This window comes from Bacillus sp. 204(2023) (assembly GCF_037027505.1).
In the GTDB taxonomy this organism is placed as follows: domain Bacteria; phylum Bacillota; class Bacilli; order Bacillales; family Bacillaceae; genus Bacillus; species Bacillus subtilis.
Genome location: NZ_JAXCHE010000005.1, coordinates 280286 through 297781 on the forward strand (window position 1 = coordinate 280286; position 17496 = coordinate 297781).

The 17496-nt window shown below is 44.5% G+C and carries 15 protein-coding genes and 2 pseudogenes; 14 read left to right on the plus strand and 3 right to left on the minus strand.

Translation table 11 applies throughout. From position 1 onward, the window contains the following. Positions 1-32 precede the first annotated feature (32 nt). The 6 genes from essC (at position 33) to WA279_RS12945 (ending at position 10175) form a co-directional block, all read left to right on the plus strand. Positions 33-4520 (plus strand): type VII secretion protein EssC, encoded by a 4488-nt coding sequence (gene essC / locus WA279_RS12920; RefSeq protein WP_336155546.1) that lies wholly within the window; start codon positions 33-35, stop codon positions 4518-4520. Continuing rightward, positions 4517-7753 carry a type VII secretion protein EsaA gene (gene esaA, locus WA279_RS12925; protein WP_336155547.1) on the plus strand — a complete coding sequence of 1079 codons (3237 nt, stop codon included), beginning with the start codon at positions 4517-4519 and terminating at the stop codon, positions 7751-7753. The genes essC and esaA overlap by 4 nt, the downstream gene beginning before the upstream one ends. A gap of 31 nt (positions 7754-7784) precedes the next feature. Then, entirely contained in the window at positions 7785-8240 is a 456-nt protein-coding gene (gene essA, locus WA279_RS12930; RefSeq protein ID WP_015251327.1) for a type VII secretion protein EssA, read from the plus strand. 62 nt (positions 8241-8302) lie between these two features. Then, on the plus strand, positions 8303-9034 hold the full coding sequence (locus tag WA279_RS12935; RefSeq protein WP_101172176.1) for a (S)-benzoin forming benzil reductase: 732 nt from the start codon (positions 8303-8305) through the stop codon (positions 9032-9034). A gap of 196 nt (positions 9035-9230) precedes the next feature. Beyond that, positions 9231-9761, plus strand: a complete 531-nt coding sequence (locus WA279_RS12940) for an HD domain-containing protein (protein ID WP_003244444.1) — start codon at positions 9231-9233, stop codon at positions 9759-9761. Between the two features lie 177 nt (positions 9762-9938). Further along, positions 9939-10175, plus strand: a complete 237-nt coding sequence (locus WA279_RS12945) for a YuzF family protein (protein WP_003220677.1) — start codon at positions 9939-9941, stop codon at positions 10173-10175. 40 nt (positions 10176-10215) lie between these two features. Here WA279_RS12945 and WA279_RS12950 read toward each other — a convergent pair. After that, positions 10216-10604, minus strand: a pseudogene (locus WA279_RS12950) (DUF2283 domain-containing protein). Between the two features lie 114 nt (positions 10605-10718). On the opposite strand from WA279_RS12950, the gene WA279_RS12955 reads away from it, so the two are divergent. The 7 genes from WA279_RS12955 (at position 10719) to pdeH (ending at position 16402) form a co-directional block, all read left to right on the plus strand. Continuing rightward, on the plus strand, positions 10719-11828 hold the full coding sequence (locus WA279_RS12955; RefSeq protein WP_014480712.1) for an AI-2E family transporter: 1110 nt from the start codon (positions 10719-10721) through the stop codon (positions 11826-11828). 59 nt (positions 11829-11887) lie between these two features. Beyond that, positions 11888-12109 (plus strand): spore germination protein, encoded by a 222-nt coding sequence (locus WA279_RS12960; RefSeq protein WP_015384524.1) that lies wholly within the window; start codon positions 11888-11890, stop codon positions 12107-12109. Between the two features lie 72 nt (positions 12110-12181). After that, complete coding sequence (locus WA279_RS12965; protein WP_003228783.1) at positions 12182-12430, plus strand: YueH family protein; 249 nt, start codon at positions 12182-12184, stop codon at positions 12428-12430. A gap of 71 nt (positions 12431-12501) precedes the next feature. Further along, a complete protein-coding gene (locus WA279_RS12970) occupies positions 12502-12900 on the plus strand; it encodes a YueI family protein (RefSeq protein ID WP_014480710.1) in 399 nt (132 codons plus the stop codon). Between the two features lie 96 nt (positions 12901-12996). After that, on the plus strand, positions 12997-13548 hold the full coding sequence (locus WA279_RS12975) for a cysteine hydrolase family protein (protein WP_021480500.1): 552 nt from the start codon (positions 12997-12999) through the stop codon (positions 13546-13548). Positions 13549-13563: 15 nt separating this feature from the next. Then, the gene (locus WA279_RS12980; RefSeq protein ID WP_003228788.1) at positions 13564-15036 is read left to right on the plus strand and encodes a nicotinate phosphoribosyltransferase; all 1473 of its coding nucleotides are present in this window, start codon (positions 13564-13566) and stop codon (positions 15034-15036) included. Between the two features lie 136 nt (positions 15037-15172). Then, positions 15173-16402: a cyclic di-GMP phosphodiesterase gene (pdeH, locus tag WA279_RS12985; RefSeq protein WP_335449435.1), complete on the plus strand. Its 1230-nt coding sequence runs from the start codon at positions 15173-15175 to the stop codon at positions 16400-16402. Here the strand turns inward: pdeH and WA279_RS12990 are convergent. Beyond that, complete coding sequence (locus tag WA279_RS12990) at positions 16378-16746, minus strand: hypothetical protein (RefSeq protein ID WP_050258610.1); 369 nt, start codon at positions 16744-16746, stop codon at positions 16378-16380. The genes pdeH and WA279_RS12990 overlap by 25 nt on opposite strands. A 114-nt stretch (positions 16747-16860) precedes the next feature. Beyond that, a pseudogene (locus tag WA279_RS12995) lies at positions 16861-17007 on the minus strand (hypothetical protein). Positions 17008-17208: 201 nt separating this feature from the next. On the opposite strand from WA279_RS12995, the gene degQ reads away from it, so the two are divergent. After that, entirely contained in the window at positions 17209-17349 is a 141-nt protein-coding gene (degQ, locus tag WA279_RS13000; RefSeq protein ID WP_003220708.1) for a degradation enzyme regulation protein DegQ, read from the plus strand. The last annotated feature ends 147 nt before the right edge of the window (positions 17350-17496 follow it).

Here is a 17496-nt window from a genome sequence, read left to right on the forward strand (position 1 = left end):
TGCTGCCATTCGGCCGTAAGGGGGTTCGCCATTTGAGTCTATTATGGGTTTTTTACCAAAATAACGTTCAAAAATTAAATCTGTCTAACCTCCCGTCGTCTCATCCGGTGACCATAGGGCCTGATGTGAAGGATTCTGTTACGATCAGCACCATTCCATTTAATAGCGGAGTGGTTTCTCTTAAAAGAAAGGAATCCGGCGGCCAATACGAAGTTTTCCTGGGAAATGATTGTCTCGGCACGATTGAGACGGATATATCATTTACTCTCCAAACGGATCAGCAGGATATACGCTTGATATTGACGGGCAGTGAACCTGAGAAATCCGTTTATTTTACGGGAAATCGGGATGAAATTGTATGTTCCTCAGAAAAAACGAATGCAGATATTTATCTGAATCCGCAAGATTTTGCATTTGCAGAACAAAGCACGTTTTCTTTGCTCCGTGCAGGCGGCAGCTGGTCGGTCCGCCCTGAAAGCGGAACGATCTTCTTGAACGGAGAGAAAATCAACGCCAATACGCCGCTCAAGCCGGGGGATGAAATATTCTGGAACTTCACGCAAATGAGGGTGACGGAACAAGACCTTTTAGAAATTGTTCATTATGCCCAGTTTGAAACAGCGTTAACAAAAACGGTCAAACCGAGTACAGAGATGCAGAAAAAATATCCGCAGTACAGAAGAACGCCGCGGATGGTATACGATCTGCCGGATGACCGCGTTTCTTTCAGTTTTCCCTCTCAGGAGAGCGATCAAACCAACAGAGGGCTGTGGCTCGTCATCCTGCCTCCGCTTGTGATGCTGATCGTGATGGGCGTAGTTGCCATCATTCAGCCGCGCGGCATATTTATACTCGTTTCTTTGGCGATGTTTATGATGACTCTCATTACCTCGACAGTGCAATATTTCCGGGATAAAAACCAGCGGAAAAAACGCGAGGAAAAACGGGAGCGTGTATATAAGCTTTACTTAGACAATAAGCGGAAAGAGCTTCAGGCACTTGCTGAAAAGCAAAAGCAGGTTCTTGAATTTCACTTTCCTTCATTTGAACAAATGAAATACTTAACAAGTGAAATCAGTGACCGGATCTGGGAAAAATCACTTGAAAGCAAGGATTATCTCCAGCTGCGGCTTGGGACGGGAACAGTTCCGTCAAGCTATGAAATCAATATGAGCGGCGGAGACTTGGCGAATCGTGATATCGATGACCTCATGGAGAAATCACAGCACATGCAGCGTGTCTATAAGGACATCCGCAATGCGCCGGTGACAGTCGATTTGGCAGAAGGTCCGATGGGGCTTGTCGGTAAATCGCAAATTGTGAAAAATGAGATTCACCAGTTGATCGGACAGCTGTCGTTCTTTAACAGCTATCACGATTTGCGTTTTGTATTTATTTTTCATGAAGAAGAGTATAAAGACTGGGAGTGGATGAAGTGGCTTCCGCAATTTCAAATGCCCCATATTTATGCAAAAGGATTTATTTATAATGAGCAAACCCGAGATCAGCTCTTGTCTTCACTTTACGAATTGATCAGAGAGCGTGATCTCGAAGATGACAAAGAAAAACTGCAGTTCAAACCGCATTTTGTATTTGTCATCACGAATCAGCAGCTGATCTCTGAGCATGTCATTCTCGAATATTTAGAAGGACAGCATGAGCATCTGGGCATCTCGACAATTGTCGCTGCGGAAACAAAGGAAAGCTTGTCGGAAAACATTACGACTCTTGTCCGCTACATTAATGAGCATGAAGGCGACATTTTAATACAAAAGAAAAAAGCGGTAAGAATTCCGTTCCGTCTCGATCATCATCAGCGCGAGGACAACGAACGGTTTTCACGCACACTGCGGACGCTGAACCACCAGGTCGGCATTACGAATTCCATTCCGGAAACGGTATCGTTCCTGGAGCTTTTTCATGCGAAGGAAGTAAAAGAAATTGGCATTCAGCAAAGATGGCTGACAAGTGAATCGTCGAAGTCGCTGTCAGTGCCGATCGGCTATAAAGGGAAAGATGACATTGTGTATCTGAACCTTCACGAAAAAGCACACGGTCCGCACGGCTTGCTTGCGGGGACAACGGGATCAGGGAAAAGTGAATTTCTCCAGACCTACATCTTGTCACTTGCAGTGCATTTTCATCCGCATGAAGCGGCTTTCTTACTAATTGACTATAAAGGCGGAGGAATGGCGCAGCCGTTCCGCAACATTCCCCACCTCCTCGGCACGATCACAAATATTGAAGGAAGCAAAAACTTCAGTATGCGTGCGCTTGCTTCCATTAAAAGCGAGCTGAAAAAAAGGCAGCGCCTGTTTGACCAGTATCAAGTCAATCACATCAATGACTATACAAAGCTATACAAGCAAGGGAAAGCAGAAGTGGCGATGCCTCACTTGTTCTTAATTTCTGATGAGTTTGCCGAGCTGAAAAGCGAGGAGCCTGATTTTATCAGGGAGCTTGTCAGTGCCGCGCGTATCGGACGAAGCCTCGGCGTTCATTTGATTTTGGCGACACAGAAGCCAGGCGGCATCATCGACGACCAGATCTGGAGTAACTCGCGCTTTAAAGTAGCGCTCAAGGTCCAGGATGCCACCGACAGTAAAGAAATTTTGAAAAACAGCGATGCCGCAAACATTACCGTAACAGGCCGCGGCTATTTGCAGGTCGGAAACAATGAAGTGTATGAGCTGTTCCAATCTGCATGGAGCGGGGCGCCTTACTTAGAGGAAGTCTACGGTACTGAGGATGAAATCGCGATCGTCACAGATACGGGTCTGATCCCGCTTTCTGAGGTTGATACCGAAGATAACGCGAAAAAAGACGTTCAAACCGAAATCGAAGCTGTAGTTGACGAAATTGAACGCATCCAAGATGAAATGGGAATCGAGAAGCTGCAAAGCCCTTGGCTGCCGCCGCTTGCGGAACGTATTCCGCGCACTCTTTTCCCTTCAAACGAAAAAGACCATTTCCACTTTGCGTATGTCGATGAACCTGATCTGCAAAGACAGGCGCCAATTGCTTATAAGATGATGGAAGATGGAAATATCGGCATCTTCGGCTCTTCGGGCTACGGAAAATCGATTGCAGCCGCAACGTTCCTGATGAGTTTTGCGGACGTATACACACCTGAAGAGCTTCATGTCTATATCTTTGATTTCGGAAACGGAACGCTGCTGCCATTAGCGAAGCTCCCGCATACCGCGGATTACTTCCTGATGGACCAGTCAAGGAAAATTGAAAAGTTCATGATTCGCATCAAAGAAGAAATTGACCGCCGTAAACGTTTGTTCCGGGAAAAAGAAATCAGCCACATCAAAATGTACAATGCGCTGAGCGAAGAAGAGCTTCCGTTCATTTTTATCACCATTGACAACTTTGACATTGTCAAGGATGAGATGCATGAGCTTGAATCGGAATTTGTCCAGCTTTCCAGAGACGGACAAAGCTTGGGTATCTACTTTATGCTGACAGCAACGCGGGTGAATGCTGTCCGCCAGTCATTGTTAAATAACTTGAAAACAAAGGTTGTCCATTATCTCATGGATCAATCAGAAGGATATTCCATTTACGGCCGTCCGAAATTCAATCTTGAGCCGATTCCGGGACGCGTCATCATTCAAAAGGAAGAGCTTTATTTCGCGCAAATGTTCCTGCCTGTTGACGCCGGTGATGATATCGGCATGTTCAACGAGCTGAAATCAGACGTACAGAAACTTCAAGGGCGATTTGCTTCAATGGAGCAGCCGGCACCGATTCCGATGCTGCCTGAGAGCTTGTCTACGAGAGAATTTTCTCTCCGCTTCAAGCTGGAACGCAAGCCTTTATCTGTACCGATCGGGCTTCATGAAGAAACAGTCAGCCCAGTCTATTTTGATTTAGGCAAGCATAAGCACTGCCTGATTTTAGGCCAGACTCAGCGCGGGAAAACAAACGTCTTAAAAGTAATGCTCGAACATCTGATTGATGATGAAACCGAAATGATCGGCCTGTTTGACTCGATTGACCGCGGCTTATCTCATTATGCGAAGGAATCAGATGTTTCATATTTGGAAACGAAAGAAGATATTGAGCAGTGGATTGAAACAGCAGAAGACATTTTCAAAACAAGAGAGGCCATGTATGTAGAAGCCGTCCGCCAAGGAGACGCGCAAAATCTGCGATTCTCACAAGTGGTGCTGATGATTGACGGGATAACGAGATTCCAGCAGACGATTGATACGAGAATACAAGACCGTCTCGCTAACTTCATGAAATCATACGCTCATCTTGGGTTCAGCTTTATCCCGGGCGGAAATCACAGCGAATTCTCAAAAGGCTATGACTCCTTGACAACTGAGATGAAGCAAATCCGCCACGCGATTCTGCTGATGAAAAAGTCTGAGCAAAATGTCATTCCTCTCCCGTACCAAAGACAGGAGCCTGAGATTCAGCCGGGCTTCGGATATGTTGTGGAAAACGGGAAGGAGCAAAAAGTTCAAATTCCTTTATGTTCTGCTGAAAGGGAGAGTGCTAGATGACAGAACAACGAAAAAGCTTGATCAAGTTAATATCCGCCGTCATCATCATTTTGCTGCTGCCGGTGTTGTTTTTCCGATTTATCGGAGACGACCCAACGAAAAAAGCAGTCAATTCCACCCGGCAAATCGCGGTGGTGAATGAAGACACAGGCGTATTGAGTGATGAGGTAAAGTCTGATGAAGAGGACAAATCCGCCCAGTTCGGCAAGGAAGTAGCGGCCGTTCTGGGTGAACGTCCTGATTATTCGTGGACGGTCGTAAACCGAAGCGCGGCCGAGACCGGTCTCGCTTCAAAGAAATACGATGCGATCGTCTACATTCCCTCAGACTTCTCAAAAAACATTTTGAGCTATGACAAAGACCATCCTCAAAAAGCAACGCTCGAATTCAGCATTCAAGATAACCTGAATGCGGTTAACAAAGAAAAAGTTCAGCGTGAGCTTGAGGATGCCCAAAAGACAATGAACAAAAAAATGTCGGCCTTATACTGGAATTTTGTTTCACAAAAAGTGGACAACATCAGAGGAGAATTTGACAAGATCGTCAATAAAGAATCTGAATTCCAGAATGTCATGTACAACTTTTACAAACCAAGCTCTAATGATTTAGCAGGTGAAATCAAACAGCAAAAAGACTTAATCGATGAGCTGAAGAAATCAATGAATGAAGCGCAAGGCACGACAAAAGAAAAAGCTTCTACAGCGGAGGAAGCCAAAAATACGCTGAAAGAATTCATTGATACAGTTGAAAGATACAAGGAATATCAAGAAAATCAGAAAAAGCTGCTTTTGGCAGCCCAGGATTCAACACAGCAGCAAATCCGGACAGGTCTGGATGCCATCCAGGCACAGCAAAAGGCGAATCAGTTCAGCGAACGCATGAGCGGATTGGCAACTGGGATCGGCCAAGCGAAGACACAGCTCGGACAAACCAGTAATGTGCTGGCAAACGCCCAGCAAATTAGGGAAGGGCAAGTGTCCCAGCAAGAACTTGGCATGGCAAAAATCCAAAGTAATTTAATCGAACAATATCAGGCCGCATCAAGACAGGCTGCACTAAATCAGGTGTATGAATTGCTTGTCCCGGCACGTCAGGCATTGACAGTTGCGAAAGGGGACGACCCAGTCATAGACGATGGTTCTGACAACAATGATAAAGATAAAGACCCTAAAGAAGAAGATCCTGAAGAACTCAAAATTGATCTTGAAAAACAGCGTGAAGAACTGAAAAATATCGCTGCTGATATTCAGGATATTTCAGACAATCTGAAGGAGCCTGAAAAAGAGGATCCAACACCGGAGGACCCGGGTACTGAACCAGACGATCCGTCCACTGATAATCCAGAAAAACCTGATGACGGGGGCAGTACAAATCCCGATGATACACAGGGCGACACAGGGAACGACAATAACAGCAGTGATACCGGTAATGACGGACAAACGGACGGCAGTACTCAGGATCAAGACCAGCAGAAGGGAACTGACGGTCAGGAGCAGAACGGCGATGGATCTGACGGTGCGTCCGACAGCGGACAAACCGAAACTGGCACATCTGCCGAACAGACTGCTTCATCTGACTCAGCCCTTCAATTTATCAAGCTGGCAAATGAAGGCGGAACCGGAGATTCAGGAGATACCGGGAGCGGCGGAGATACGATGGAGCCTGGGGACCAAGATCAACCAGGAAACGATGACATTTCTGATATCGCCAAAGCAAAAGAACAGCTCAGCAAAGCGTCAGAACGAATTAAGCAAATCGAAGAAGAGCTGAAGGAAAAAGAAAATACACATAATGAAGCACTGAAGAAGAAGCTTCAAGAATTGAAAGAGCAAATGGACGGTCTTAATGATGAAATAGATGATCTCAAAGACCAAGTGAAAACACTCGATGATAATCTCAAAAGACTCGAAGCGAAACGGAAGCGGGAGTTTGAAGGGATTTACAGTGCGATTCGCGAGCTTGAAAATAAAGATCAGCTTCAATTCTCAGGAGACATCAATACAGAAAGCATCTCCGCTTTAATGAGATACTATAAATATTTGTCTGTTTATGACTCTGTATTATCCGGTACGATTGACAGTGCTGCAAAAGCCGGCGCCATTAACGGCCAGCAGGGCAACGTCAAATCAGTCCTGGCTCTCTCACCTGAAGAATCAGCCAGCTGGGAAGCTCTCAAAAACAACACGATGCAAACTGATGAAGACATTAACACCTTCATCGACGGAATGACCAAATTTGCGGATGACTACAGCGGCTTTATTCGTGACTCTCAAGCAGGTGTTCTCGACGAACTGACGAAAATCTCTGAAAGTGCCGCAAAAGCGTCAGAACAGCTTGTAACGGGCGCAACACAGGAATCTGCGACGTTCAGCAACGATGGGCTGTCAGGCACCATGGCACTGAGTGTCCAAGATACGGTCGGCCAGGAAGTGCTGCAAATGTCAGACATGATGGGTTCATTGTCTGATCGCCAGTCAGGCATCATTGATTACACAACCAACATGCAGCAAAGCGTCAATGATGTTCAAGCGAAAGCCGACACCTTAAACAACAACTGGGGGAAAAATGTAGCCTCCACGAAACTCGTGCGAAATGACGTATACGGCATACTCGGAAATACATTAGTAGACGGGCAAAACAATGGCTATGTATATGATTACTTGGCGAATCCGCTTAAAATCAGCGGAGAGGTTCCGGAAGAAAAAATTCAGACGGTACCTCCGGTTGTCATCCTTGTCATTGTGTTGATCAGCAGTCTGTTAATCGGCTATTTCAGCTCGTATTACCAAAACGCACCGCTTCTCGTCAAAGGAGCGTTATTCGGAATTCTGAATATCCTTGTCGGACTTATGATCAGCTTGTTCGGTTTGAATATTTATTCACTCCCGGACGATCAGACGATTAAGTGGTCGGTGTTTACGATTCTATTGCTGGTCGCAAGCTCTGCCTTCATCCGGACGGCATTCAGATTCGGATCAATCTCTGGCTGGGTTGCTTCAGCGGCAATGATTCTATTCTATGTCGCACCGCTTATTGATTTGATCATGCCGAACTTTACATTTGAAGATCCGGTTTCGAAAGTATATATCGACATCCAGTACGGTACTGGGCACTTGTTTACAATGGGAATAACAGTTCTGCTGATCATCACGGTGATTGCCGCGGCTCTGCCGCTGATTATCCGGCTGATGGCTGAACACACAGCAGAAAGCGATGAAACGTATGAAGCGTAATCGCAGCATGGAAAAGGGAATCATGATTTGTATGCTCTCCTTTTCCCTTTTCATACCCTCTGCAGCTGCTGCCCAAACTGAAGAAAATACAGATGTCGCGCCAAACCAGTATGAGAAAAAAGACATTGAAATCGATACGAATTATTTACATGAAGATACCTACTATGAAGAAAAAACAGAACTGCCTGAGGAACAGAAGGATATCACTTTTGATAAACCGAAGGACAAGGACGCCGAGCTGATAAAAGATTTGTTTACATCAACAAATGCCGAGGATTCCAACACGATTGCGGCCCAGTCGAAACAGCTTGGAATTACATTTGCTGAAAAACCAATAACAAAGACATCATCAACGGAAACAGAAGATGAACAAGAAACATCATCATTGCTGCTGCCGATGATCTATGTCGTACTGATCCTGCTCGGAATTGCAGGCATCGTGTTCCTCATCCCAAAAGTCACAGCGCAGGAAAACAAGAAGGCGTAGGCCGCGTGCTTGTGTTGTGTAAAAGAGGTGCCGTACAATAATAACGGAAAAGGAGGTTTCCAATGGAACTTTATATCATCACCGGAGCGTCAAAAGGGCTCGGTCAAGCCATTGCATTACAGGCTTTAGAAAAGGGGCATGAAGTCCATGCCTTATCCAGAACGAAAACAGATGTCTCTCACAAAAAACTAACGCAGCATCAAATAGACCTCATCAATCTCGAAGAAGCTGAACAGCAATTTGAAACATTGCTCTCATCCATCGATCCAGATCGTTATTCTGGTATTACCCTGGTCAATAACGCCGGAATGGTAACGCCGATCAAACGTGCCGGCGAAGCGTCTCTTGACGAGCTTCAGCGCCATTATCAGCTGAACCTGACTGCGCCCGTGCTTTTGAGTCAGCTGTTTACAAAACGGTTTGCTTCATACAGCGGCAAAAAGACGGTAGTCAACATTACTTCAGGAGCCGCCAAAAATCCATATAAGGGATGGAGCGCGTATTGCAGTTCAAAAGCCGGGCTCGACATGTTTACGAGGACATTCGGATTTGAACAGGAGGATGAAGAGCTGCCGGTGAACATGATTTCGTTCTCACCTGGAGTGATGGACACTGAGATGCAGGCCGTCATCCGTTCTTCATCGAAAAAGGATTTCCACCACATTGAACGATTCCGGAAATTAAATGAAACAGGAAGCCTTCGCAGTCCGGACTTTATTGCCGGCACGCTGCTTTCTTTACTAGAAAAAGGGACGGAAAACGGCCGCATTTATGATATTAAAGAGTTTTTGTAGAGCAGATATTTTCTGCTCTTTTTTTATACAAAAGGCTGCAGCCAGCGCATTTTATTGAACAGCTGCATATACTGACTGAAACGCTGCTTTTAGGGTATAACAATGATGATAAGAAGATCAAAATGATGTGACATAAGAATTGAGTTTCTCTGCAAATTATGTTAGGATTCTAAAAATATCTAAAGGAGGGGTTTCCATGAGAAAGGTTACATTAATGGATGTTTTCACCCATCCAATTGCACAAAAATATCTTCAGCGTTCCGGCGTGGCACATGCGATTGCCTGCGCTTATCATGCATACAGGCTGTCTGTGAAGGCTGACATTAATCCTGATTTAGCAGCAAAAGCGGCACTGCTTCATGACATCGGCCATTATGAATGGTATACAGACGGAAAGTGGGATTATGAGAAATATAAAAGAAATGACATTCATGCCATTAAAGGGGCGGAACGGGCGCATAAGCTTCTGATTCGGCTTGGCGAGGAACCGAAAGCGGCAAAAGAGATTGCACTAGCCATTTTGCTTCATACAGATTCCTATTTGCCTGAAGGCGAATTAGATAAAAACACGCTGCAGCAGATTGTCAAAAAAGCGGACGAACTGGATGAAGAGCCGGGCGGCCACCATCATTACCGCCAAATTGATCCTTCAACCGCACGAAAAAAAATAGAAAAGCTGGACCAATTAATCGACCAAGCCCAGGCATCCGTGATAAAGCCTGTATAAGTACGGAACAGCGCCCAGCTTTCTTCGCTGTCTCCGCTTCATCGATACTTCCTTTACACCCGCTTCCAAACGTATTCTCCTAAAATCTCCGCACCCCTTTGTTTTATCAGGTAAGCCTGTGTCATTATCCATAAGCGCGGCATAAGCTGAGATAAAACACACAAAGGGGATAAAAGTATGGTCAACCAAGGTAGTCCGCAACTGGTCTCTTTAGTCGATCCTTATGTCTATCAGACCATTAAAAAGCTCATCGGCTCAAGGTTCGTTATACAGACAGTACGAGATACGGTCAGAGGCAGACTGATCGATGTAAAACCTGACCATATCACAATTGAAGGAGCCCGAAATTCTGTTTGTTTGATCAGAATCCAGCACATGATTTCCGTCACCCCAGATTACAGTGAGCGGGTCTAACAGTGCTTGCGCATGAAAAATAGGCGTACAACAGGACGTCCTATTTTTCAGTTAAGCGCTGTAAAAATGTACTATGATACATTGTTCCGTCAAGGTCAAAACCGGCAAATTCCTGATAGTTACCATCTGAAAAACAGAAAATGACGCCGTACACTGTATAGCAGGAACGGACTGCAGCATGCTGGCAGACCCGAAAATGATAACCGTCTGAATCTTTTACATAAAGCCGGGATTTCCCGGTAAATGGGCACAGAGGTGTGCTGCCTTACCAAAACATTCGAATCCGGCAATTTTGCCGTCTTGGTCGATATCCAGCAGGATACAATCATTGACCTTAAGCTCCTCAGACCGCATATTCCTGTTCTTTTCCGGAGGATGAACATAGATATAAGCCAGTTCTGAATCTGTATCGTATGTCACGGCCTTCATCACCAACACTCCTTTCATTATATTAAGAGTTCTGATATGAGTTCATTTTTGTTACAATGATGGGGTATAAGTTCTTTTATCTGACAGACAAAGAAAAACTAGGAGGAACAAAGCTTGTTGAAATCAAAAGTCCATTTTTGGACATTGCAGATTTTATTTGTTTTGCTGATTATTTTTGTAGCAACAAAAGTTTCATTTGTATTTCAGCCGTTTATTGTTTTTATCTCGACATTGTTTTTCCCGATGCTGATTGCGGGAATTTTGTATTTCATATTTAATCCGGTCGTCCGCCTGCTTGAGAAAAAAATTCCGCGGACATTATCCATTCTATTGATCTATTTACTGTTTATCGGTTTGCTTGCCTTTATTTCAGCGTCAGTCGGACCTATCATCACCTCACAGGTGACAGGGCTGTTTAACAACCTTCCTGATTATATAAAACAGATTCAGGCGCTGACAAAGGATTTGTCCCATTCTCAATGGTTTACCTGGATGATGAACCAGGATTATGTATCGATATCAAAAATTGAACAGTCATTGACAAGTTTCCTCCAAAACCTGCCGCAAAATATCACGTCCAGTTTATCTGCGGTGTTTGGTGTCGTGACAAACATCACGCTTGTTATTATTACTGTTCCATTTATCCTTTTTTACATGCTGAAAGACGGACACCGCTTTCCGCATTTGGCAGTAAAAATTCTACCGGCTTCTTATCGGACAGAAGGCTTAAAGATTTTTAAAGATTTATCCGATACGCTTGCGGCATATTTCCAGGGGCAGCTGTTAATCTGTCTTTTTGTCGGAACAGCGTGTTTTATCGGCTATTTAATTGCCGGACTGCCGTATGCCCTGATTCTTGGGATTGTCATGGCGATTACCAATATCATTCCCTATGTCGGGCCTTTTCTCGGTGCTGCGCCGGCTGTCATTGTCGGTTTTATGGACTCGCCGGCCAAAGCGCTGTTTGCGATTATTGTGGTCGTCATCGTTCAGCAGCTGGACGGAAACTTGCTGTCTCCTCTTGTGATCGGAAAGCGGCTGAATACCCATCCGCTTACGATTATTTTGCTATTAATCGGTGCGGGAAGCTTCGGCGGAATTCTCGGCATGATTTTAGCGGTGCCGGTTTATGCGGTAGTGAAGGCGTTCTTCCTGAATATTGTCCGCTTGATCAAGCTGCGCCAGCGGTCTCGACTCGAGGAAAACGCAAAGCCAGCTGAATAGGCGGGCACCATTATCCGCTCTTTGCATATGATGCTGTAAATCAATGCGGAGGTGGGGAAATGCCTGCAATTGTGGGGCCGATTTATATCATGTCAGTTACGGGTAATGCCGCGGCAAGCTTTGGAGACGTATTTGCGATTTCGCCCAAAAGCGTCGCTCATTCAGGGGCGGGGTCAGGCGCATTTCAGCTTGGTGATTTTGTGAAGATTAACAACCAAACGAGTAAAACTCTCTTCAAAGATGCCGATATCACTGATGAAACAGTTTCGTTTAACGGGTAACAGCCTTTTCACAAGAGGCTGTTGCTTTTTTATTGTATAATATGGGTAGTCTTTGAATAGAGAGGTCATGTTATGAAAATCAGAAAAGCAAATATCAATACGCAAACCGGAATGATCACGGACGTGTATCTGCATGAAAACAGAAAAGAACTGCGCACGCTTGTAGCGGTACCGCAGCTGGAGTGGAGCACGATCATTTCCTATGAAGAAGATAAAGCAACTCTGCCTGAACGGCTGGAAGCGTCGTTGCGCCGGCATACAGAGGAAACCCCTGCTGGTGAGCTGGCCAAAAAAATCATTCATTGGGTAACAGAAATGTAAACGGCGCTTGAAAGTTTAGCTCCTGCCTGATCAGGTGATAATGAAGACAAACAAGACGGGAGGACAGGCTTTTGAGTGAAGACAAAATGGATCTCTATTTGCAGCAAGGAATGTATGGGCCTTTGGAGACAAAGCCTGACGAGCGCCATTTGTTTTTAGGCTCTTTAAGAGAAAGAGTCGTTTTGGCACTGACGAAAGGACAGGTGCTTAGAAGCAAACCGTATAAAGAGGCGGAGCACGAGCTGAAAAACAGCCATAACGTCACCCTTTTGGTTAATGGAGAGCTTCAGTATCAGTCTTACTCTCCTTATATCCAAATGGCGAACCGGTACGGAGTGCCCTTCAAGATTGTATCTGATCTTCAGTTTCATACGCCTTTAGGCCTCGTTATTGCGGCTGACATCGCTGTGAATCGTGAATTGATATATATTCAGGACGACATTTATAATCGGTCAGTGCTGAAATCTTAAGAGACAAACGGACCGTTTGTCTTTTTGTTCATGGCAATTCACTTACAACTGGAGATAAGATATAATGTTCTCATACTGATGGCGGGGAGGCCGGCTATGAAAAAAGCACTTATTTGTATTGATTATACGAATGATTTTGTGGCGAGTGACGGAAAATTGACCTGCGGGGAGCCCGGCAGAATGATTGAAGAGGCGATCGTCAATTTAACTGAAGAATTCATCACAAACGGTGATTACGTCGTATTAGCAGTAGATTCTCATGATGAAGGGGATCAATATCACCCTGAAACCCGTCTTTTTCCTCCGCATAATATAAAAGGCACGGAAGGAAAAGATCTGTACGGAAAGCTTTTGCCTCTATATCAGAAACATGAACATGAGCCTAATGTTTACTACATGGAAAAAACGAGATATTCTGCTTTTGCGGGAACTGATTTAGAGCTCAAACTCAGAGAGCGGCAGATTGGCGAACTGCACCTTGCCGGTGTCTGCACAGATATTTGTGTGTTGCATACAGCTGTTGACGCATATAACAAAGGTTTTCGGATTGTTGTGCATAAACAAGCTGTTGCCAGCTTTAATCAGGAGGGGCACGTATGGGCTCTTTCCCATTTTGCAAACAGCATCGGAGCGCAAGTGGCAGAGTAAGGAAGGGGAAAAACAGTGTTAGAGTACGGATTTAAAGATGACAGCCTGTCATTACATACAGACCTTTATCAGATCAATATGGCGGAAACGTACTGGAGAGACGGCATTCATGAAAAGAAAGCGATTTTTGAGCTGTTTTTCAGAAGGCTGCCGTTTGAAAATGGCTATGCCGTATTTGCGGGCTTGGAAAAAGCCATTGAATACTTGGAAAATTTCAAGTTTACGGATAGCGATTTGAGTTATTTACAGGATGAACTCGGGTATCATGAAGATTTTATTGAATATTTGCGCGGCTTATCTTTTACAGGTTCACTTTATTCCATGAAAGAAGGAGAGCTCGTTTTTAACAATGAGCCGATTATGAGAGTGGAGGCACCCCTGGTAGAAGCGCAGCTGATTGAAACGGCTTTGCTCAACATTGTGAACTATCAAACATTAATCGCAACAAAGGCTGCCCGGATTAAAGGCGTCATTGGTGATGAAGTTGCGCTTGAATTCGGAACAAGACGGGCGCACGAAATGGATGCGGCCATGTGGGGAGCGAGAGCAGCCTTAATCGGCGGCTTTAGCGCGACAAGCAATGTAAGAGCCGGAAAGCGCTTTAATATCCCGGTTTCCGGCACACATGCGCATGCGCTTGTGCAGGCTTACCGCGATGAATATACAGCTTTCAAAAAATACGCGGAAACACATAAGGACTGCGTCTTCTTAGTTGACACGTATGACACGCTTCGTTCAGGCATGCCGAACGCGATTAGGGTTGCCAAGGAATTCGGCGACCGCATTAATTTCATTGGCATCCGTCTGGACAGCGGCGATTTGGCGTACCTGTCAAAAAAAGCCCGGAAAATGCTTGATGAAGCAGGATTTACAGATGCGAAGGTGATTGCTTCAAGCGATTTGGATGAGCACACCATTATGAATTTAAAGGCTCAGGGAGCGCGCATTGATGTCTGGGGTGTCGGTACGAAGCTGATTACAGCCTATGACCAGCCGGCTCTTGGCGCAGTTTATAAACTCGTTGCCATTGAAGAAGACGGGAAAATGGTCGACACGATCAAAATTTCGTCCAATCCTGAAAAAGTGACGACACCGGGCAGAAAGAAAGTCTACCGCATTATTAATCAGTCCAACCATCATTCTGAAGGCGACTATATTGCGCTTTATGATGAGCAGGTGAATGATCAGAAGCGGCTCAGAATGTTTCACCCGGTTCATACATTCATCAGCAAATTTGTCACAAATTTTTATGCGAAGGATCTTCATGAGCTGATTTTTGAGAAGGGTATTCTTTGCTACCAAAACCCTGAGATTTCAGACATACAGCAGTATGTGCAGGATAACCTCAGCCTGCTTTGGGAGGAATATAAGAGAATCAGCAAGCCGGAGGAATACCCGGTTGATTTAAGCGAGGACTGCTGGAGCAATAAAATGCAGCGGATCCACGAAGTGAAAAGCAGAATTGAAGAAGAGCTTGAGGAAGAATAAAGAAAAACTGGCCTTTCGTTCGCGAAGGGCCAGTTTTCTTTATGTATATATTATTTTTCATGTTTAGACAATTTTCGTCAAATTATTTGATATACTTAGGGGTGAAAGCCGCGCGTATTGTAAGGGGGATAAATCAATGAGGGTGTTTGTTGCAAGACAGCCTATTTTTAATAGAAAAGAACAGGTTGTTGCTTATGAACTGCTGTATAGAGAAAGCGAAGAGAACGTGTATAGCGCTAAAGACGGCGATCAGGCAACAACAGATTTGGTGATCAACAGCTTTTTAAACATCGGAATTGAGAAGCTGACGGAAGGGAAACGCTGTTTTGTTAATTTTACGGAAAGCCTGATGTTTTCGAATCTTCCCACCTCCTTCAATCCGAAACAGCTTGTCATTGAAATCCTTGAAGATATACCGATCACGCCGGCCCTCATTTCTAGATGCAAAGAATTGAAAAAAATGGGGTATATGCTGGCGCTTGATGATTTTTATGCAATAAACCCGCAAGATGAGGACTTACTGGAAAAACTCATGAGCTATATTGATATATTGAAAATTGATTTTCTCAAAACAACACGAATGGAACGCAGAACAATTTTGCAAACCTACGGCTGCCGCGGCCTGATTTTTTTAGCGGAAAAAGTAGAGACCCGAAAAGAATATAAACAGGCGGTCCAAGACGGCTTTCAATTATTCCAAGGCTACTTTTTCAGCGAGCCGCGCATCATCAGCGGGCATGACCTATCGACTCATTTCTATTCTTACTATGAACTGCTTAACGAACTGAGCAAAGAGCAGCCTAACATAAAGCGTGTGACAGAGTACATAGAGCGGGATTTATCACTGTCCTATCAAATTTTAAAATTTTTAAACTCATCCCACAGCCGTTTGAGCCAGAAAATTGAAAGCATTCAACAAGCCATTATGCTGCTGGGATTTAATGAAATCAAACGGTGGATATATATCCTTTCCTTTAAGGATTTAAGCAGGAAAGGGCATTCCAGCAAGCACGAAATCATTAAGATTTCTTTGATAAGAGCAAAGCTTTGCGAACTGCTGGCGAGAAAGACATCCCGGCCGCAGCCTGCTTCTTATATGCTGATCGGAATGTTTTCTCTCATAGACACCCTCCTGCATAGAGAAATAGAGGAAATTGTTCAAGAATTGCCTTTAAAAGATGAAGTCGGGCAAGCATTATTAGGCCATCAAAACGACTACTACCAAATGCTTGAGCTTGTGAAATTAATTGAAAGCAACAACTGGGGCACCTGCTCGGAATTAGGCAATCAACTCGACAAAGAAGAAGCGTATGAATGTTATTTAGAGGCTCTGGAATGGTGTCATAATCTTATGGACGCAAAATGATTGCGGTCCTCTGACCACCGCAAAGCAAGAATGATTCGGCTTTGCGTTCCGATAAGGCTGATATAGATGCCGTCGGGATTAAAGACCGTATCCACTTCATGCCGGACGCCCATTTGTTTGATCAGGCGCTTTATGGTTTGTTTATCGGACTGCTCGGCTGCGGTCAGAATGCGGCGCGAGAGCTCCCGCGAGCCCGCAATGCGGCCGAGAACGAGCTGGGCATCCGCAAATATCCCCGCGGCCTGCTTCGCTGAACGGATAAAGGTATCAATATTGTTGGCAGGAGCGGGCGGACGGCGTACCTCATACGGATACACGTAAAACCAGGGATAACGATATCTCATGGGAGCACCTCACACAAAAGGGATGTTTCTATATGTATAGATCCCTAATTGCCGAATATGACAAAGCGAAAAGGCCACAACTTTAGCGTTGCGGTCTTTTTCGGTGTTTGTCGGTCAGGAAACGCCAAGAATCGCATATTCAATTTTGAAAATACGGTATGAAGGACTATAGTCTTACTTAGTGAAAATGCGAAATACGTTAAAATCAAGGGAATTAAGAATCTTTCTCAATTTGAGCCAGAAATGTAAGCTCTTGCACATAGAAAAATAGTCCCGTTCTTGTTGTGATCTCTTTGAGTATAAGGACCTATTGATATTTGCGGTGTCACGCAGGACTTTTTTGTATACTTTTCGGTGAAAAATGAGCCGAAAGCAGATACACTATTAGTAACAGATCAAATACCTAGGACTCGTTCACCATACACAATTCATTGATCTTTCAAAAAAAGGAGTGTGGAAACGATGGAAAAGAAACTTGAAGAAGTAAAACAATTGTTATTCCGACTCGAACTTGATATTAAAGAAACGACAGATTCATTACGAAACATTAACAAAAGCATTGATCAACTCGATAAATACAATTATGCAATGAAAATTTCGTGAAAAAGACTTGGAAACAAGTCTCAGGCTGTCGAGAAAATCTCGACAGCCTTTATTTTTCCCTTAAAATATCAATTCCCCTGTAATAAAATAAAAGAAAGACTGAAAAGGACGGTGTCTTTCTCATGTTCCACACAAGAAACTCTTCTC